The organism is Bradyrhizobium sp., from assembly GCF_019242285.1.
Classification (GTDB): Bacteria; Pseudomonadota; Alphaproteobacteria; order Rhizobiales; family Xanthobacteraceae; genus Bradyrhizobium.
In genome coordinates this window covers 1-18,973 of the sequence record NZ_JAFAVV010000807.1, presented here as the reverse complement: position 1 = coordinate 18,973, position 18,973 = coordinate 1, and the positions used below count along the sequence as shown (strand labels likewise).

The 18,973-nt window shown below is 65.3% G+C and carries 13 protein-coding genes; 5 read left to right on the top strand and 8 right to left on the bottom strand.

All coding sequences use genetic code 11. The features are described 5' to 3' along the window. From JOY90_RS33085 to JOY90_RS33070, 4 genes are all read left to right on the top strand, one after another. Window positions 1-1,411: efflux RND transporter permease subunit (locus JOY90_RS33085; RefSeq protein ID WP_291695298.1), on the top strand; the 1,411-nt coding region annotated here is incomplete at its 5' end. Window positions 1,412-1,486: 75 nt separating this feature from the next. After that, window positions 1,487-2,707: an ABC transporter substrate-binding protein gene (locus JOY90_RS33080; RefSeq protein WP_291695297.1), complete on the top strand. Its 1,221-nt coding sequence runs from the start codon at window positions 1,487-1,489 to the stop codon at window positions 2,705-2,707. A gap of 155 nt (window positions 2,708-2,862) precedes the next feature. After that, on the top strand, window positions 2,863-4,035 hold the full coding sequence (locus JOY90_RS33075) for an acyl-CoA dehydrogenase family protein (RefSeq protein WP_291695296.1): 1,173 nt from the start codon (window positions 2,863-2,865) through the stop codon (window positions 4,033-4,035). A 102-nt stretch (window positions 4,036-4,137) separates the two neighbouring features. Next, entirely contained in the window at window positions 4,138-4,956 is an 819-nt protein-coding gene (locus JOY90_RS33070) for an N-acyl homoserine lactonase family protein (protein ID WP_291695295.1), read from the top strand. 143 nt (window positions 4,957-5,099) lie between these two features. On the opposite strand, the gene JOY90_RS33065 is transcribed toward JOY90_RS33070, so the two are convergent. The 5 genes from JOY90_RS33065 to JOY90_RS33045 are packed head-to-tail and all read right to left on the bottom strand — an operon-like array spanning window position 5,100 to window position 10,973. After that, window positions 5,100-5,924: a hypothetical protein gene (locus tag JOY90_RS33065; RefSeq protein WP_291695294.1), complete on the bottom strand. Its 825-nt coding sequence runs from the start codon at window positions 5,922-5,924 to the stop codon at window positions 5,100-5,102. A 39-nt stretch (window positions 5,925-5,963) separates the two neighbouring features. Beyond that, a complete protein-coding gene (locus JOY90_RS33060) occupies window positions 5,964-6,719 on the bottom strand; it encodes an ABC transporter ATP-binding protein (RefSeq protein WP_291695299.1) in 756 nt (251 codons plus the stop codon). Then, window positions 6,670-8,742 carry a branched-chain amino acid ABC transporter ATP-binding protein/permease gene (locus JOY90_RS33055; protein ID WP_291695293.1) on the bottom strand — a complete coding sequence of 691 codons (2,073 nt, stop codon included), beginning with the start codon at window positions 8,740-8,742 and terminating at the stop codon, window positions 6,670-6,672. The genes JOY90_RS33060 and JOY90_RS33055 overlap by 50 nt, the downstream gene beginning before the upstream one ends. A 9-nt stretch (window positions 8,743-8,751) precedes the next feature. Beyond that, window positions 8,752-9,681, bottom strand: coding sequence for a branched-chain amino acid ABC transporter permease (locus tag JOY90_RS33050; protein WP_291695292.1), 930 nt, complete (start codon window positions 9,679-9,681; stop codon window positions 8,752-8,754). 41 nt (window positions 9,682-9,722) lie between these two features. Continuing rightward, window positions 9,723-10,973, bottom strand: a complete 1,251-nt coding sequence (locus tag JOY90_RS33045) for a branched-chain amino acid ABC transporter substrate-binding protein (RefSeq protein WP_291695291.1) — start codon at window positions 10,971-10,973, stop codon at window positions 9,723-9,725. A gap of 180 nt (window positions 10,974-11,153) precedes the next feature. Here JOY90_RS33045 and JOY90_RS33040 point away from each other — a divergent pair, with 180 nt between their 5' ends. After that, the gene (locus JOY90_RS33040) at window positions 11,154-12,770 is read left to right on the top strand and encodes an NAD(P)/FAD-dependent oxidoreductase (protein WP_291695290.1); all 1,617 of its coding nucleotides are present in this window, start codon (window positions 11,154-11,156) and stop codon (window positions 12,768-12,770) included. Window positions 12,771-13,012: 242 nt separating this feature from the next. On the opposite strand, the gene JOY90_RS33035 is transcribed toward JOY90_RS33040, so the two are convergent. The 3 genes from JOY90_RS33035 to alaS all read right to left on the bottom strand — a co-directional run. Further along, a complete protein-coding gene (locus JOY90_RS33035; RefSeq protein WP_291695289.1) occupies window positions 13,013-14,371 on the bottom strand; it encodes an MATE family efflux transporter in 1,359 nt (452 codons plus the stop codon). Between the two features lie 930 nt (window positions 14,372-15,301). Next, window positions 15,302-16,549 carry a cyclic nucleotide-gated ion channel gene (locus JOY90_RS33030; RefSeq protein ID WP_291695288.1) on the bottom strand — a complete coding sequence of 416 codons (1,248 nt, stop codon included), beginning with the start codon at window positions 16,547-16,549 and terminating at the stop codon, window positions 15,302-15,304. Between the two features lie 2 nt (window positions 16,550-16,551). Continuing rightward, window positions 16,552-18,973: alanine--tRNA ligase (gene alaS / locus JOY90_RS33025; RefSeq protein ID WP_291695287.1), on the bottom strand; the 2,422-nt coding region annotated here is incomplete at its 5' end.

Genomic DNA, 18,973 nt, shown 5'->3' with positions numbered 1-18,973 from the left:
CGCCGACAAGGTGATCGAGCGGCTCCGCGGCGAGCTTTCGGCCGTGGCAGGCGCCACGCTATTCCTGCAGTCGATCGGCGATCTCGGCGCCGGCGGGCGTTCCGGCAATGCGGCGTTTCAATACACGCTGCAGGGCCCCACCTTCGACGCGCTCAATACGTGGACCCCGAAGCTCGTCGCCGCGCTCCAATCCGTGCCGGCGCTTGTCGATGTCAGCAGCGATCAGCAGAACAAGGCGCTGCAGTCCAACCTGATTATTGACCGCGATGCCGCCTCGCGGCTCGGGATCACGATCAGCCAGATCGACAACACGCTCTACGATGCGTTCGGGCAGCGGCAGGTCTCGACGATCTATGTCGAGCGCAACCAGTATCACGTGATCATGGAGGTGGCGCCGCCCTATTGGCAGAACCCGCAGACACTGAACGAGGTCTATGTCAGCACCTCAGGCGGCGTGGCGAGCGGCTCCCAGACGAGCAACGCGGTCGCCGGGACGGTCGTCTCGGCCGCGCAGAAAAGCTCGGTCGGATCGGTCGCGGCGAGCGCGGCTCGCAATCTCGCCACCAACTCGATCGGCGCCACCGGCAAGGGGAGCTCGTCGACGGGGACGGCCGTCTCCACCAATCGAGAGACGATGATTCCACTGTCGAGCGTCGCCCGGTTCTCCCAGAACGAGACGCCGCTGGTCGTCAATCACCAGGATCTGTTCGTCGCCAGCACCGTCTCCTTCAACCTGCCGCCGGGCGTCTCGCTCTCAACCGCGACCACGGCCATCGAGACGACCATGAGCCGGATCGGCATGCCGACGGACATCCATGGCGATTTTGCGGGAGCCGCCAAGATCTTTCGGCAATCCCTGGCCAGCGAACCGTATCTCATCCTGGCCGCGTTCGCGACCATCTACATTTCTCTCGGCATGCTCTATGAGAGCTACGTTCATCCGCTCACCATCCTGTCGACGCTGCCTTCGGCGGGCGTGGGCGCGGTGCTGGCGCTGATGCTGTCGCACACGGATTTCGACATCATCGCGATGATCGGGGTGATCCTCCTGATCGGCATCGTGAAGAAGAACGCCATCATGATGATCGACTTCGCGCTCGACACCGAGCGCCAGCGCGGCCTGTCGTCACACGAGGCCATTTTCGAGGCCTGCGTCATGCGCTTCCGGCCGATCATGATGACGACCATGGCCGCCCTGTTCGGCGCGGTGCCGCTGATGATCGGCCTGGGTGAAGGCAGCGAGTTCCGCCAGCCGCTGGGCATTGCCATCTTCGGCGGGTTGATCCTGAGCCAGATCCTGACGCTCTATACCACCCCGGTCGTCTACCTCTATCTCGACCGTATCCGGCACTGGAGGCGGAGACGGAGACAGCGCCGCGCGGCATTGGAAGCCCCTCCTCCGCCCGCTTGATCCTGCCGGTTTCTGGTATAGGCTCGCGAAAGACGGCGCGGCGAAGCATCGCGACCGCTTCTTGGAGGAGGAAAAATGACTCATTTGAGGTCGACGGCGGCCGCCGTCCTGTTGCTCGGGACGACATTCATTGCCCCTGCGCTTGCACAGAAAAAGTATGACATCGGCGCGACCGACACCGAGATCAAGATCGGACAGACCATTCCCCTGAGCGGACCGGCGTCCGCCTATGGCAGCATCGGCAAGGTGCAGGCCGCCTATATCCGCATGATCAACGAGCAGGGCGGGATCGGCGGTCGCAAGATCAATCTCATTCAATACGATGATGCCTACAACCCGCCGAAGACGGTCGAGCAGGTACGCAAGCTCGTCGAAAGCGACGAGGTTCTCACCACCTTCCAGATCATCGGCACGCCGCCGAATGCCGCGGTCCAGAAATACCTGAACGAGAAGAAGGTGCCGCAGTTGCTGGCTTCGACCGGCGCGACGCGCTTCACCGATCCCAAGCATTTCCCCTGGACCATCGCCTTCAATCCCAACTACCAGTCGGAAGCGCACATTTACGCGAAATACATTCTCGCCAATCATCCGAACGCCAAAATCGCGATCCTGTATCAGAACGACGACCTCGGAAAGGATTACGTCAAGGGGCTGAAGGACGCGCTCGGCGACAAGGCTTCGATGATCGTCGCGCAGGCCTCCTATGAATTGTCCGACCCGACCGTCGACTCGCAGATGGTGACGCTGAAGGCGTCGGGCGCGGACCTCTTCTACAACATCACGACGCCGAAATTCGGCGCGCAATCGATCAAGAAGGCCGCCGAGCTCGGCTGGAAGCCGGTCCAGATCCTCGACATCAACGCCACGCCGGTCAGCCAGACGCTGGTGCCGGCCGGCCTCGAGAACGCCAAGGACATCATCTCGGTCAATTACGGCAAGGACCCGCTCGACCCGCAATGGGCCGCGGACGAGGGCATGAAGCGCTACAAGGCCTTCATGGCGAAATATGCGCCCGGTGAGGACGCCAATTCCGGCATCGCGACCTACGGCTACTCGACCGCGGCGCTGCTGATCCAGATTCTCAAGCAGTGCGGCGACGAGCTCACCCGTGAGAACCTCATGAAGCAGGCGACCAACATCAAGGGATACGTCGCCGACCTCGCGCTGCCGGGCATGACGACGTCCACGACGGCCGACGATTGGCGCATCAACAAGCAGTTCCAGATGATGAAGTTCGACGGCCAGCGCTGGGTCCTGTTCGGGCCGATCCTGACCGACGAATTCAAGGCGGATTGAACAGACGAGATCTGTAGGGTGGGCTAAGGCGCGCAAGCGCCGTGCCCACCATCGATCGACAGCATCACTCTGAATGGTGGGCACACTTGCCCCGTCGCTCTGCGAGCGCCGGCGCAAGCTTAGCCCACCCTACAGTCCTACAGCTCTGGTGGCGCATGGACACAAAAACAAAAACCCGTCCGGACCCCCTCGCCCGCGCGCGTGAGCTCGGGGCGGAGATTGCCGGTGCAGCCGACGAGATCGAACGCACGCGGCGCATCCCGCCGGCATTGCTGAAACAGCTCCACGACTCGCGGCTGTTTCGCATGCTGCTGCCGCGCTCGGCGGCCGGCGACGCGACCGAGCCCGCGGTCTACGTGGCGGCGATCGAGGAACTCGCCCGGCACGACGCCTCGATCGCCTGGAACGCCTTCGTCGCCAACAGCTCCGCCCTGATCGCGGCCTTTCTGGCGCCCGAGGCCAACCACGCGATCTTCGCCGATCCACGCAGCGTCGTGTCCTGGGGACCGCCGAACGGTTCCCGCGCGCGGGCGGTCGAGGGCGGCTATCGCGTGAGCGGCAAATGGGATTTCTCCAGCGGCTGCCGGCAAGCGAATTGGATCGGCGCGCATTGTCACGTGGTCGAGCCGGATGGCACGCTGCGGCTCAACCGTTTCGGCCGACCGACCGTCCGCACGCTGCTGTTTCCGGCCGATCAGGCGACCCTGCTCGACACCTGGCACACGATCGGACTGCGCGGCACGGCGTCGGACTCCTACACCGTTGACGATCTGTTCGTGTCCGAGGCCTTCAGCACCACGCGCGAGGACCCGACGCTGCGCCGCGAGCGCGGCCCGCTCTATGCCTTCACCATGCAGGGCCTCTACGCGGCCGGGGTCGCCGCCGTGGCGCTCGGCATCGCGCGCGCGATGCTCTTCGAGTTCGTCGCGCTGGCCCAGCGCAAGGCGCCGCGCGGCCTCGCCCGCCTCGCCGACAGCGCCGTCGTGCAGGCCGACGTGGCGCGCGCGGAGGCGCGGCTCGGCTCGGCGCGCGCCTACCTGATCGAGACGCTGACCGCGATCTACGCACAGGCCGACGACCTCGCGCCGATCGAAGTCGCCGACCGGGCCCGGGTGCGGCTCGCCTGCACCAATGCGATCCACGCCGCGGCCGAGGTGGCGGACCTCGCCTACAAGGCGGCCGGCGTCGACGCGATCTTCCCGGGCAGCCCGTTCGAGCGCCGCTTCCGCGACATGCACACGCTCACCCAGCAGATCCAGGCACGCGGCGCCCATTTCGAGGCGGTCGGGCAGATCCTGCTCGGCGTGCCGCCGGCGGAATTTCTCTGAGCTGCACGGTGTTTTCCATCTGTGTCGATGCCCCGCGGTTCGGGCCGCTGATCGCGTTGGAATGCGTCCCGGCTGTGACGTCGTTTCATCAGGGAAGAAATCATGAACAGGATACTGACCACATTCGCCGTCGGCGCCACTCTGCTCGCCGGCATCGCGGTTCCCGCACACGCGGCGCCGGAACTGTCGCTCGCCCGGTTCGATTGCGGCACGCCGCAGCCACCGACGGCCGTCAACCAGCGCTTCTCGGACACCTACGCCTATGGCGATCTCAAGCTTCAGCTCGTCTTCAGCTGCTATCTCATCAAGCATGACGACGACTACATGCTGTGGGACACCGGCCACGCCATGACGATGCCCAACGTCGCTCCGAAAACCAGCCTGGTCGATTATCTCGCCAAGATCGACGTCAAGCCCGACCAGATCAAATATGTCGGCATCAGCCATTATCACGCCGATCACACCGGCCAGATCGCCTCGTTTCCGAATGCGACGCTGCTGATCGGCGCCAGGGAGTGGGACGCCATCAGCAGCCCCAAGCCGCCCGAAGGCGCGAACGTCAAGCCGTTCGAGAGCTGGGTCAAGGGCGAAAGCAAGGTCGAGCCGCAGACCCTCGACAAGGACGTGTTCGGCGACGGCTCCGTGATCGTGCTGCGCACGCCGGGACACACCCCGGGCCACTCCAGCCTGCTGGTCAAGCTGGCGCAGATGGGTCCCGTCATCATCACCGGCGATGCGGTTCACTTCCGCGAGAACTACGATTCGGACGGCGTGCCCACCTCCAACTACGATCGCGCCCAGACCGTGGCGTCGATCGAGCGCCTGAAAAAGATCGCGGCGAACCTCAAGGCCACGGTCATCATCCAGCACGACGCGCGCGACGTCGACAAACTGCCGGTATTTCCCGCGTTCGCAAAGTAGGCGCGAGCTCCAAAGCCTTGGCGCTCGTGGCGCCAAGGCTCCCAAAAAATCCGGCTGGCGACACCCGGCGCGCCACCTTCTCGGGAGCCGTGCGTCGACCCGGCTGCCCTTTGTCTCCGGCCAGCGTGCTGTACTCGGCAGTCTCAGGGCGTCCATCCTTTCGTTCCGAGCAGGATGCCGTGGTTTCGCCCCTCGGCATTGAGATCGTAGACCTTCAACATCGACCAGTCGAGCTTGGCGTCCAGTTCGGCCAGCGAGGGCGCGTCCACCTTCTCGTAAACCTGAACGGCAAACAGGACCTTCCGATCGGGGTACATCCGCTCGATGTGCGCGACGATCTCGGTGACCGGCGGCTCGGTGCGGCGCAGATCAAGTCCTTCGACCTCGTCCAGCGCGGCGCCCCAGGGCGGCGCTACAAAGATGATCATGGCGTCGCCGGCCGACGGATGACGCTCGTCCAGCAGGAGGCGATAATCGCCGTTCATCAGCTCGATTGCGCGATCCAGTCCTTCAATGTTTCGTCGCGTGAGCTCATAGACCCTGGGATCGAACTCAAAGGCAATCCCGCGCGACCATGGGACGTGCCGCAAGATCCAATAGAGCGTGTTGCAAGAACCCGCGAACGGATCGATCACCAGAAACCGCGTCGCGGCCGGCAACGACGCGGCCACTCCGGCGATATCGCGCCCGATCCGATCGGCAAGCGGGTCCCGCGTGCATTCGACGGCTGTCCGGCCGAGCAATCGGATTCCGCGTTCATACCACTGGGGCGGAGACATGCCGTACAGTCGGACATAGTCCGGATCAGAAAAGCTGTCGCTTCCATAGCGCCGGACCTCTTCCAAGGTCAGCACCGCGTTACGCTTATGTCCGTGCAACAGCAGCGCGCGGTCATGCAACGGTGCTTTGCCGTCTCGCAAGGTCTCTCTCATATCCGCCGCTCCCGGACGCGATTGAAATGCGTCCAACGCAGTCGCCCGATGCATCGGCCTCCCGACATGGATCGATCACGCCTTCATCCGACCGAGATAGGCCTGCTGCACCATCTCGTTGTCGCGCAGACTCTGGGCCGAGCCGTGCAGCACCACCTGCCCGGTCTGCAGCACGTAGCCGAAGCTCGCGATCGACAGCGCCATGTTGGCGTTCTGCTCGACCATGAAGATGCTGGTGCCCTGGCGGTTGATCGCCTGGATGATGTCGAACACCTGTTCGACGAAGGCGGGCGACAGGCCCATCGACGGCTCGTCCATGCACAGGAGCTTTGGACGCGCCATCAGCGCGCGGCCGATCGCGACCATCTGCTGCTCGCCGCCGGACAACGTGCCGGCCTGCTGCTTGAGGCGCTCCTTGATGCGCGGGAACAGGGCGAAGACGCGCTCCTTGTCGATTTCGATCTCGGCCGTGTCGTCGCGCGTGAACGCGCCCATTTCCAGGTTTTCGAGCACGGTCATGCGCGGAAACAGACGCCGCGCCTCGGGCACCGGGGCGATGCCCCGCTTCACCCGCTCCGCGGTCGGCAGCTCGTTGATGCGCGCGCCGGCATAGGCGACCTCCCCGCTCTTCGGCTTCACGATGCCGAGGATCGTCTTCATCGTGGTGGATTTTCCGCAGGCGTTGCCGCCGAGCAGGCAGACGATCTCGCCTTCGCCGACGCTGCAGTCGACGCCCTTCAGGACGTGGAGCTCGCCGTAATAGGTGTTGACGTCCTTGAACTCAAGGAGCGGCGGCGGCCGCTGCGACGGCGTCTGTCGTTCGTCCGAGATAGGCACGCAGCACTTCCTTGTTTGAATGAACCTGCCTGGGCGTGCCCTCGGCGATCTTCTCGCCGTGGTCGAGCACGACGACCTTGTCGGCGATCTCGTTGACGACGTCGAGCTTGTGCTCGATCAGGAGAACGGTCACGCCGCGGTCCCGCAACTGGCGGATCTGGTCGGTCAATTCCAGCGTCTCGGTCGGGTTCATGCCGGCCGTCGGCTCGTCGAGCAGCAGGAGGACGGGCTCCGAGACCAGCGCGCGGGCGATCTCCAGCCGCCTTCGGTTGGCATAGGACAGCGAGAAGGCGAGATGCTGCAGGCGCGGCATCAGCCGGTTGCCGAAGATGGCGAGGATTTCGACGGCACGGGCCCGCGCCGCCACTTCCTCGCGCCTGACGCGCGGCAGGCGCAGCACGGCGCCGAGCGGCCCGGTCGAGGTGCGGGTGTGCGCGCCGACCAGCGCGTTCTCCAGCAGCGTCATGTTGGCGAACAGCCGCAGGTTCTGGAACGTGCGCGCGATGCCTTTCTCCACGATCCGGTGCGGCTTAAGGCCGGTGACGTCCTCGCCCGCGAGCAGGACCTCGCCGCCGTCAGGCCCGACCAGGCCGGTGACGAGATTGAAGAACGTGGTCTTGCCGGAGCCGTTCGGCCCGATGATGGCGACGATCGAGCCCGGCATGACCTCGAGGTCGACGCCGTTCACGGCCTTGATGCCGCCGAACGCCTTCGCCAGGCCCTTGATCTCGAGCAGCGGCCTGCCCGGCTCGATGGTTCGCCGGTGCAGTGGCGCAAGCCCCGCCGCAACGGAACTTCGCGACGGCATCGCGTTCTGCTGCTCGTAGGTCAGCGCCGTCACGGCCGCCCGCTCGGGGATGAGGCCCTGGCGCCGATACAGCATCATCACGACCAGAATGATGCCGAAGATCAGTTCGATCGACTGCACCAGATCGACCTTCTCCAGGAAGGCGATGCCGCTCCACTCGCCGAGCGCGTGGATCCATTGCGTCAGGTCCTGCAGAAACCACGATTGCAGCAGTTGCAGGACGAGCGCACCGACCACGACGCCGGCGACGCTGCCGATGCCGCCCAGCACGATCATGACGAGGATCATGACCGAGACCGGGAAGTTGAACATCTCCGGCGAGGCGGTCTGCAGTTTGGCCACGTAGAAGGTTCCGGTCACGCCGGCAAAGCCCGCGCCGATGGCGAAGGCGAGCAGCTTCAGCCTGACGCGGTCGACCCCCATCGCCTCGGCCGCGATCTCGTCCTCGCGGATCGCGAGCCAGGCCCGGCCGATCCGCGAATGCTTCAGCCGCGCGCTGACGAAGATCAGGAGCACGACGAGCGCGAGCCCGAGATAGTAATAGGGCGTCGACATCACGCCGAAATTGTAGCCGAGCAGCTTTGGCGTCGCGACGCCGCTCAGCCCCTGCGCGCCATTGGTGATGGTGGGCGTGTTGCGCGCGATGATCGGCACGATCTCGCCGAAGCCGAGCGTCACGATGGCGAGATAGTCACCCTTCAGCCGAAGCGTCGGCGCGCCGAACAGCACGCCGAAGAAGGCGGCAACCAGCGCCGAAATCGGCAGCATCAGCCAGAACGAGACGTCGAAATGGACGGTGCCGGCGCCGCCGCCCGCGTCGAGATGGGTGACGAGGCCGAGCCACTGCAACGGCTCCCAGTAGCTGCTCCATGGCGGCTGGATCTGATAGGACGCGAGCGCGCCATAGGTATAGGCGCCGATGGCGAAGAACGCCGCATAGCCGAGATCGAGCAGGCCGGCGAAGCCGACCACGATGTTGAGCCCGAGCGCCAGCATGGCGAAGGCCAGCGCGTTCGCCGCCGCGTCGATATCGCCCTCGTTGCCGTCGAGATAGGGGAAGGCGAGCGCCGCCATCAGGATGATGACGAGCAGATAGGGACGGAACTGGTCACTCGAGGCGCGATCGCGGATCGCCGGGATCCAACTGAACGAGCGCCCCATCGCCGGGGGCTGCACCACTTGCGAAGGTTCGAGATGCGGATCCGGCACGGCGCTCCCTTAGGATTTGGTCGGCGCGGCGCGGCCGAGCAGCCCCGTCGGCCGGAACACGAGTACCAGCACCAAGAGCGAGAAGATGATGATGTCGGTCCAGCGCACGGCGATGTATTGGCCGCCCAGCGATTCGATCAGCCCGATCATGATGCCTCCGAGCATGGCGCCCGGGATGTTGCCGATGCCACCGAGCACCGCCGCCGTGAAGGCACGCAGACCCGCCGTGTAGCCGATCAGATAGCTCGTATAGTTGTAGTAGAGCCCGAAGATCAGACCGGCCGCGCCGGCGAGCGCAGAGCCGAGGAAGAAGGTGATGATCACGACCCGGTCGACGTCGATGCCGACCATGCGCGCCGCCTCCTGGTCCTGCGCCATCGCCTGCATCGCCTTGCCCATCTTGGTGCGACGCACGAAATAGTTGAGAGCCAGCATGAGCAGCAGCGCGACGGTCCACAACAGCACCTCGCGCAGCCGCAGCGTCACGCCGCCGAACTCCCAGGCGGTCTTGGGCATCGGGTTGGTGTAGTTCTTGGAATCGGCGCCGGCGCCGAGCAGGACGATGTTGTAGAGAATGTAGGACATGCCGATGGTCGTGATCATCGGCGCGGTGCCCGGCACGCCGCGCAGCGGCCGCAAGGCCAGCCGCTCGATGGCGACGCCGAGAATGCCCGATCCCAGCATCGTCACCGCGAATGCCGCAAGCAGGATGCCGATCAGCGGCAATCCATAGAGGACGTGCGACTGACCGGCGAAGCCCATCGCCTCCAGCGTCCACATGGCGATGAACGAGCCCACCATGAAGACGTTGAAATGCGCGAAGTTGATCAGCTCGATGATGCCGTAGACCATGGTGAAGCCGAGCGCGAGCAGAGCATACATCGCGCCCAGGCTGACACCGTTGATCACCTGCTGGAGCAGGACATCCCAATGACTCATCGCCTGCCCTCTCGATGCGGCATCATGGATGCGTTGGTCACTTACGACTGCGGCGCTGCCTCGAGATACTTCAACTGATGCGTGATGTCGTCGACCGGGTATTTGTCGTCGTGGCGATACTGGAACACGCTGACGGTGCGGTCAAGAATGTCGCCATTCTGGTCGAAGGCGACCGTGCCCTGCAGCGTTTCGACGTGGGAGTTCTGGATCGCCTCGCGGACGTTTGCGCGGTTCATCTCCTTGCCGCTCTTGGCGACCTCGGCGACGGCGGCGAGGATGACCTTGGCGCCGTCATAGGCGGTGATGGCATAGTCGCTCGGGGTAGACTTGTATTTCTCCTGGAACGTCTTAACGAAGCCGGCCGCGGCCGGGCTTTCGGTCAGATGCGGCCCGGCATTGGTACCGTACCAGCCCTCGATCGCCGGGAAGCCGCCACCTTTCAGGAAGCTGCCGCCGGCGACGCCGTCGCCGCCGCCCTTGATCATGTTCGGGATGGTCTCGGCCGCCTGCTTGGCGAGCTTGACGCCGGCCTGAGCCACGCCGCCATAATAGAGCGCGTCGGGATTGAGCGCCTTGATCTTGGTGAGCGCCGTCGTGTAGTCGGCCTCCTTGGGATCGAGCTGGTCATGGCCGAGCACCTCGAGGCCGATCTTCTTGGCCTGGGCCTCGAACGCATTGGCGAGGCCGACGCCGTAGGCGCCGGAATCGTCGAGGATATAGACCTTCTTCACATTCAGCTTGACCTTGTAGTAGTTGGCCATGTTCGGACCCTGATAGGCGTCCGTGGTCACGGTCCGGAAATAGACCGCCTTGCCCTTGGGCCGGAACTGCGCGGCCATCCTGGGATCGGTGATGTCGGGATTGGTCGAGGACGGCGTGATCGTCGCCATCTCCGCCTCGCTGAGGATCGGCGACATCGCCTTTCCGCTGCCGCTCATCTGCGGCCCGACGTTGGCGACGACCAGCGGATCGGAAATCAGCTTCTTGGTATTGGTGGCGGACTGCGCCGGATCATACTGGCCGGCGGTGGCGGTGCCGTCGTCATAGACGACCGGGACGATCTTGTAGCCGGCGATCCCGCCCTGGGCGTTGGCCTCGTCGATCGCGATCATCGCGCCATTCTTGATCAGGTTGGCGTCCTCGGCGTCGGCGCCCGTGAACGGCAACGTGATGCCGATCTTGACCACTTTCTGATCGGCGAATGCCGCGCCGAACCCGCCGGCCGCGGCGATCGCAGCAACGGCAATGGCCGCCGCGTTCAAGGCACGTCGAGTCAACTGGAACGGTCTCATGAGGGTTCTCCCCTTTGGAATTACAGCAGCACAGCCTGAGGCTACATCTGCCTCGCGCATTCGTACATTGCCCGAACGCCGCATTCTGGTCCAATAAGTGAAAGCAACATTCAGGCCAGCTTCGCGGATGCGCAACGGCGCTGCGATGCGGCAATGCGGGATGGTAGCGCGGAGGAGATCATGTTGGTGCGATGGACCAAAGGCTACACCCAGGCGGAGCTCGACGACGCCCAGCATCGGTTTGACCCTGGTGTTTCCCCATTGATCGCTTTCCCTATCTGCGGCATCACCTGGAGAAAGCCGCGCGCCTTCGACGCCATGATGGCGCACTTTCCGGATAATCGTCATGCCGCCGTTGCCGGGCCTACGATTTTTCGCCGGCGCAGGCGATCGCGGACATTGGCGGCGGCAATGGCGCGAGGCTGCGCCGGATCCTTTCCCGCCTCACCGGACGCTGAGCGTAGCGCCGGACGCCCCTGCCGGCATAGGATGCACGACATTGGAGCTCTGACGGCCTTCTTTACCGATTTTTCAACTTCGAGGTTGACAGCCATGCCCGAGCACATCGAGACGATCGTCATCGGCGGCGGTCAAGCCGGTCTCGCCATGAGCTATCACCTGGCGCGGGTCGGACAACAACATGTCGTGCTCGAACGTGGTCGCGTCGCCGAGCGCTGGCGCAGTGAACGCTGGGAGTCGCTCGCCTTTCAGTTCACCAACTCGCTGCTTTGTCTCCCCGGCCATGCCTATTCGGGAGACGCGCCGGACGGCTTCATGGGGCGAGAAGGCATCGCACGGTTCATCACGGACTACGCGGTGGGGATCGCCGCTCCGCTCCGTTGCGGCATCTCCGTGACGTCGGTGCGCGCGACGGATCGGGGCCGGCTCCTCGTGCAGGCAGGGCAGGAGACGATGGAGGCAGCGAACGTGGTCATCGCGACCGGCCCCTATCAGCTTCCGTCAACTCCGCCATGCAGCGGCTCGTTCCCCGGCGCCATCCATCAGGTCACGGCCAACCGTTACACCCGGCCGTCCGATCTGCCGCCCGGCAGCGTGCTCGTGGTCGGATCGGGCGGCTCTGGCTGTCAGATCGTGGAGGATCTTCGCGACGGCGGACGGGAGGTGTTTTACGCCGTTCGCCGGCATCGGCGATGGCCGCGCCGGTACAGGGGGCGGGATGTCGGCCGGTGGATCGAAGAGACAGGCATGACCAACGTGACCGGCGATGGAATGCCGCCGGAGTGGCGTCATTTCAGGGCGCCCCTGATAACCGGCGTGCGCGGTGGCCACACCATCGACCTTCGTCGGATGGCGCGCGAGGGGGTCAGGCTTCTCGGTAGCCTGCTCGACGTCGGTGACGGCAGGCTGCGCATCGCCAACGATCTGAATGCCAACCTTGCCATCGGCGACGAAACTTTCGTGCAATTTGTCCGGACGATCGATGATTTCATCGAAGCAAGAGGGATCGATGCACCCGCCGAGGAAGGTTTCGATTCGTATCTGCGCCGAACGCCGGAAGCATTGCCCGAGACCGATACACTCGACCTGCGCGACGCCAGAATCTCGACCGTGATCTGGGCGACAGGTTATCGTTACGACTTCCAATGGATCGAGTGCCCCGTATTCGACCTCCAGGGGGCGCCGGAGCAGCGGCGCGGCGTGACGAAAGTGCCCGGCCTTTACTTCCTCGGCCTGCCTCGGATGCACAAGGTGAAGTCGGCATTTCTGTGGGGCGTAGGCGAGGACGCTGAATATCTCGCAGACCACATTGCAGCCAGATCGATCGATCTCAATTAGAGCGTTTTCGAGCGAAGTGGATACCGGTTCGCGTGAAGAAAACGCGTCAAAACAAAGAAGCTAGAGCTTCCGTTCCGATTCCATCGGAACGGAAAAAGCTCTAGGCATCCGCTCGAACCAATCTTGCCGGCCGGGTGCGATGGTGCGCACGGCGCTTGCGCGCCTCGGCTCTGATCAGCGTCCGGCCCCGGGGAATTGAAGTGTGCGCCCGACGACGGTTTGGTGCCGGCCTCGGCACGCGGTCAAACCGCACGCAACCTTGGTAGCACGCGCAAGAACCGTATCGCCAGAATTGTCACCGCGAACATGAATGCCAGCACGATGCCGGTCCAGATGCCGATGCCACCGAGGCCGAAGCCGAATGCGAGCACCGCCGCGCCGCCGAGGCCGACGCCCCAATAGCCGATCATGACCAGCCACAGCACCGCGTTGGCGTCGCGCAAGCCGCGCAGGATGCTCGCCATCAGGATGATGAGGCCCGACAACAGCTGCGTGACCGCGCAGAAATAGAAGAAGTTTCGCGCGGCCGCGATGACGTCCTCGCCGCCCGACGGCCGCGACCACATCGCAAGCCGCACCAGGCCGTCCGAATTGGCGGCCAATATGGCGCCGATCGCGATCGAAAACATGCTGCCGATGACCAGCGATGCGGCAACGGCGTGCTTCAACGCGTCGAAGTCACGCTGGCCGAGCAGGAACGCGACGCGGGCCATCGCGGCCTGTGACAGGCCGATCGGCATCATCAGCGCGATGTTGAGCCAGAGCAGCACGATGCCGTGCGCCGCCAGCGACACCTTGCCGAAATAGCCCATCAGCACGCTCGAACCGGTGAACAGTGAGGTTTCCGTGAAGAAGATCGCGCCGACGGGAATGCCGAGCGTCAGCACGTCGCGCAGCGCGAGACCCGCGCGCCAGTCGCGCACGCCGGCCGGAATCCGCCTGGCGCGCAGAAACGCAAGCGCCAGCATTCCGAACATCAGCCAGTTGGTGAGCGAGATCGTGAGGCCGATCGCGGTCAGGCCGTCGAGGCCGAACGATCCCCCGCCAAGCAGCAGATTGCAGGCGATATTGAACGCGATGCCCGCGATGATGATGGGGTTCAGCCATTTTAGGTCGTTCGCCGCGATCAGGGAGAGGCGCAGCGCGATCCCTGCGATGCTCGGCAGGTAGCCTGGAAGCATCGCCATGATGTATCGCTGCGCGAGTGCGACCAGCGCCGGATCCTGGCCGGCCCGCGCGAGCATCCATGGCACGCACGCCATGATCGCGGTGGCGACGAGACCCATCGCGGCCGCCATGACGAGGCCGGCTCGGATCGCGCGGGCCGCGGCCTGCTCGTTCCCTGCTCCGATGCCGATGCCGACCAGAGGCACCAGGCCCTGCAGCACGCCGATCGAGGTGATGAACAGGAGCAGAAAGATGTTGCCGACCAGACTGCCGGCGGCCAGCGCTTCGACGCCGAGCCGCCCGGTCATGCTCGTGGTCACGAACGGGATCGCGATCTGCAGCAATTGGTTGAAGGCGAGCGTCACGCCCGATCGAGCCAGGTGATTAGCTTCCTGGCGCCAAAGGTTCGGGCGCGGCGGGTTGGGCACCAGCATGATGATTTCCCTGGAGAGGATCGACGGAGAGGCGGCGTTTGTAACGCCCGCCGAGCGGCGAGGATAGCTCGCTCCGCCGCGAGAGGCTTGATCATGATTGTTGTCCGCTTTCCTTTCCCGCTGCGGCCGACGGTCATTCTGACCCATCGCAGCATGGCGACGCAACTGGCGCCGTGCCACGATCTCGTGCCGGGAGCATCCGTGGATCGCCCAAGAGCCTCCGATCATCGCCTCCTTCCGGTTTTCAGAATTTCGCTTGACCCGAACCCCAAATCAGCGGTATCTTCCGCGCTGTCCTGTCCCGGCATGAGGGGCGTTACGCGTCGTCACGAAACGTGGGGCGGGATGCGGTGGACGCGGCGGCGCGCAAGACGGGCGCTTCGTTGCGGACGGCGAAATCGTGTGGTCCTGGCGCCGCGACGCTGGCGTCAAGTTCGTGATGATGCTTCGCATCGCACGGGCGACGGGGGCAAGAAAGCCCGCTCCCCGAGGAGAGCACGTATAAGCGTTAACACCATCGCGCAGGGAAGGCCGGATGTTCGGCCGTACCTGTGGTTCTGCCGCGTGCTTCTTGTTGCACGCGGACCATGGGTGCTGGCTGGCACCCGGCCTTCCCTGCGCCCTCATCTGTTGAGGAGGGTGATCGTTCCCGCAGAACTCGGGCGAAATCCGCCGCGAGAACGTATAAACACGCCCGTCGTCCTCCGCTGTCATGCCTCGCCTTAGGCGGGGCGACGACACCGAATGCTGTTTGACGTGTTGAATCTGATCGCAGTCTTCGTACGGTGGACTAAGCTTACACCTGCGCTCGAAGAGCGAAAGCGTAAGTGTGCCCACCATTCAAGAGCAATGCCGCGGAGACAATGGTGGGCACGACGCTTCGCGTCTTTGCCCACCCTACGGCTACGGCCGACGCACCGGCGCGCGTCGCTATCGGTCCACGTCCTCCTGCTCCGGCATCGCCTGCGCGATCTCGGCGGCAGCGAGGTCGCCCCTGAGCACGCCGGCGCTTTCGGCGAGCCGCGCGTTGGCGGTGTCGTGGACATGGGCGGCGAGCGCCGGCATCCGCTTGATCAGCGCGTGGAAGTCCTGCGCGTCGAGCACCAGCAGCCGCGTCTTGCGGAGTGCAGTGACGGTGCCGCTGCGGTGGGTCTGGCGCAGCAGCGCGATCTCGCCAAAGAAGGTGCCGTCGACGAGATGCACGCGCTGGCCCGGCAGCTCGATCTCGACCTCGCCCGCGGTGATGAAATACATCGACGTCGCCGGATCGCCGCGCCGCACCAGCACCTCGCCGGATTCGATGGTCTGCGCCCGCAAGAGGCGCATGATGTCGGCAATCTCGCTTGCCGACAGATGCGAGAACAGCGGCACCTTGGCCAGCATGCCCCAGGTCACGACGAAGTCGCGCCGCTTCACCTCGTCGGCAAAGGCGGTGGAGATGATCGCGACCGGCAGCGCGATCATCGCAAGCCCGCCGATGATGGTGAACACCGAGACCACCTTGCCGAGCGCCGTCACCGGCACCACGTCGCCGTAACCGACCGTGCCGAGGGTGACGATCGCCCACCACATCGCCTGCGGAATGGTGCCGAACTTGTCGGGCTGGACGTCGCGCTCGATGGCATAGAGCAGCGAGGCGAACAGCAGCACCGCGGCGGTGAGGATGACGAGGCAGCCGATCAGGGTACGCCGCTCGGCATGCAGGGCCGCCAGCAGCGATCGCATCGCCGGCGAGTAGCGCACGAGCTTGAGGAACGGCAGCACCACCAGCATCGATCGCGTCGTCGACTGGCCGGCTGCGAGGGCGATCGCCGCGGGCAGGAAAGCGAAGAGATCGATCAGGCCGAGGCTGGAGAAGGCGTAGTCGAGCCTGTCACGCCGCGGCGAGCCCTTGCGCTGGGTGTGGCCCGCCACGCTCCACAGTCGCGCCACATATTCCAACGCGAACACCGCGACGGCCGCGATCTCGACGATGTCGAACAGCAGTCCGAACCGCACGTCGAGCTCGGGCACCGAGGCGAGCGCAATCGCGAGTACGTCGGCGATGATGACGAGGATGATCAGCCGGACGAGGCCGAGGCCCGTCGAATATCGCAGGTGGTCATGCTCGAGCAATTCATAGAGCCGGTCCCGCAGGTCGGGATCGCCGAGCCCCTTCCCCTGCGCGGGAATCCCCACGGTCAGCCGCCCATGGCCTTCTCGATCGCCGCGAGCGCCGCAGCCGCCTTGGCGCCGTCGGGGCCGCCCGCCTGCGCCATGTCGGGCCGCCCGCCGCCGCCCTTGCCGCCGAGCGCCTCGGATGCGACCCGCACCAGCTCGACCGCATTGTACCGCGAGGTCAGGTCCGGCGTCACGCCGACCACGACACCGGCCTTGCCGTCGCCGGACACACCGACGATGGCGACGATGCCGGAGCCGAGCTGCTTCTTGCCGTCGTCGGCGAGGCTCTTGAGATCCTTCATCTCGATGCCTTCGACCGCGCGCGCCAGCAGCTTGACATCGCCGACCTCGCGCACGCCGGCGGCGCCTGAACCGTTGGTGGAGGCGCCGCCGCCCATCGCGAGCTTGCGGCGCGCGTCCGACAATTCGCGCTCGAACTTCTTGCGCTCGTCCATCAGGGCGGTGATGCGCGCCGGCACCTCCTCGACCGTGGTGCGCAGCTCGGCCGCCGCGATCCTGGCCAGCGCCATGGTGTCGTTGGCGTGCTTGCGCGCGTGCCGCCCGGTCAGCGCCTCGATGCGGCGGACGCCGGAGGAGACCGCGCTCTCGCCGGTGATCGAGATCAGCCCGATGTCGCCGGTCCGCTTGACATGGGTGCCGCCGCAGAGCTCGACCGACCAGCCGAGCGCGTTCTGGCCGCGCTCGCGGGCGCTGTTGCCCATGGAAACCACGCGGACCTCGTCGCCATATTTCTCGCCGAACAGCGCGCGCGCGCCGGCTTCCCGTGCGTCGTCCAGCGCCATCAGGCGCGTGGTGACCTCGGCGTTCTCCAGCACCGCGTCGTTGGCGATGTCCTCGACCCGCGCCAGCTCCTCCGCCGTGATCGGTTTCGGGTGGGCGAAGTCGAAGCGCAGGCGGTCGGGCGCCACCAGCGAGCCGCGCTGGGCGATGTGGTCGCCGAGCACCTGCCGCAGCGCCTCATGCAACAGATGCGTGCCCGAATGGTTGGCGCGGATCGCCGAGCGGCGCGCATGATCGACCTCGAGCTGCAGCGCCGCGCCGACCTTCACCGTGCCCTGCTCCATCGTGCCCTGGTGCACGAAGAGATCGCCGGCCTTCTTCTGGGTGTCGGTGACGCGGAAGCGCACGCCCTCACCGGTCATGATGCCGGTATCGCCGACCTGGCCGCCGGATTCCGCATAGAACGGGGTCTGGTTCAGCACGATCGTGCCGGGCTCGCCCGCGGCGAGGCTGTCGACCTCCTTGCCGTCCCTGACCAGCGCGGTGACCGCGCCCTCGGCGGTCTCGGTCTCGTAGCCGAGGAATTCGGTCGCGCCGAATTTTTCGCGCAAGGGAAACCACACGCTCTCCGTCGCGGTATCGCCGGACCCAGCCCACGCGGCGCGCGCCTTCTCGCGCTGGCGGTCCATCGCGTCGGTGAAGGAAGCAATGTCGACGCCGATGCCGCGCGACTTCAGCGCGTCCTGGGTCAGATCGAGCGGGAAGCCGTAAGTGTCGTAGAGCGTGAAGGCGGTGTCGCCGTCGAACATGTCGCCTTTCTTCAGGGCGGCGCTCTTCTCGTCCAGGATCGCAAGCCCGCGCTCCAGCGTCTTGCGGAAGCGGGTCTCCTCCAGCCGCAGCGTCTCCTTGATCAGGTCCTCCGCGCGCACCAGTTCCGGGTAGGCCTGCCCCATCTCGCGCACCAGCGCGAACACGAGGCGATGCATCAAGGGTTCGCGGGCGCCGAGCAACTGGGCATGGCGCATGGCGCGGCGCATGATCCGGCGCAGCACGTAGCCGCGGCCCTCGTTCGACGGCAGGACGCCGTCGGCGATCAGGAACGACGACGCACGCAGATGGTCGGCGATCACGCGCAGCGAGGCCTTCTGCTCGCCCTGCGGATCGGCGTTGGTGAGGTCGGAAATCGCGCGGATCAGCGCGACGAACAGGTCGATGTCGTAATTGTCGTGCTTGCCCTGCAGGACGGCTGCGACCCGCTCCAGCCCGGCGCCGGTGTCGATCGACGGCTTCGGCAGCGGATTGCGCACCCCGCCCTCGAGCTGCTCGAACTGCATGAACACGAGATTCCAGATCTCGATGTAGCGGTCGCCCTCGGACTCCGGCGATCCGGGCGGACCGCCCCAGACCTTGTCGCCATGGTCGTAGAAGATTTCCGAGCACGGCCCGCAGGGGCCGGTGTCGCCCATCTGCCAGAAATTGTCGGAGCCGGCGATGCGGATGATGCGGGATTCCGGCAGGCCGGAAATCTTCCTCCAGAGGCCGAACGCCTCGTCATCGTCGATATAGACGGTGGCCCAGAGCTTCTCCTGCGGCAGGCCGAACTCCTTGGTCACCAGCTTCCAGGCGAGCTCGATCGCGCGATCCTTGAAGTAGTCGCCGAACGAGAAGTTGCCGAGCATCTCGAAGAAGGTGTGATGGCGG

Coding starts and splice junctions, on each gene's coding strand:
- JOY90_RS33075 (WP_291695296.1), top strand. CDS start 2,863: ATGGACACAAAAACAAAAACCCGTCCGGACCCCCTCGCCCGCGCGCGT.
- JOY90_RS33040 (WP_291695290.1), top strand. CDS start 11,154: ATGTTGGTGCGATGGACCAAAGGCTACACCCAGGCGGAGCTCGACGAC.
- JOY90_RS33080 (WP_291695297.1), top strand. CDS start 1,487: ATGACTCATTTGAGGTCGACGGCGGCCGCCGTCCTGTTGCTCGGGACG.
- JOY90_RS33070 (WP_291695295.1), top strand. CDS start 4,138: ATGAACAGGATACTGACCACATTCGCCGTCGGCGCCACTCTGCTCGCC.
- JOY90_RS33045 (WP_291695291.1), bottom strand. CDS start 10,973: ATGAGACCGTTCCAGTTGACTCGACGTGCCTTGAACGCGGCGGCCATT.
- JOY90_RS33050 (WP_291695292.1), bottom strand. CDS start 9,681: ATGAGTCATTGGGATGTCCTGCTCCAGCAGGTGATCAACGGTGTCAGC.
- JOY90_RS33035 (WP_291695289.1), bottom strand. CDS start 14,371: ATGCTGGTGCCCAACCCGCCGCGCCCGAACCTTTGGCGCCAGGAAGCT.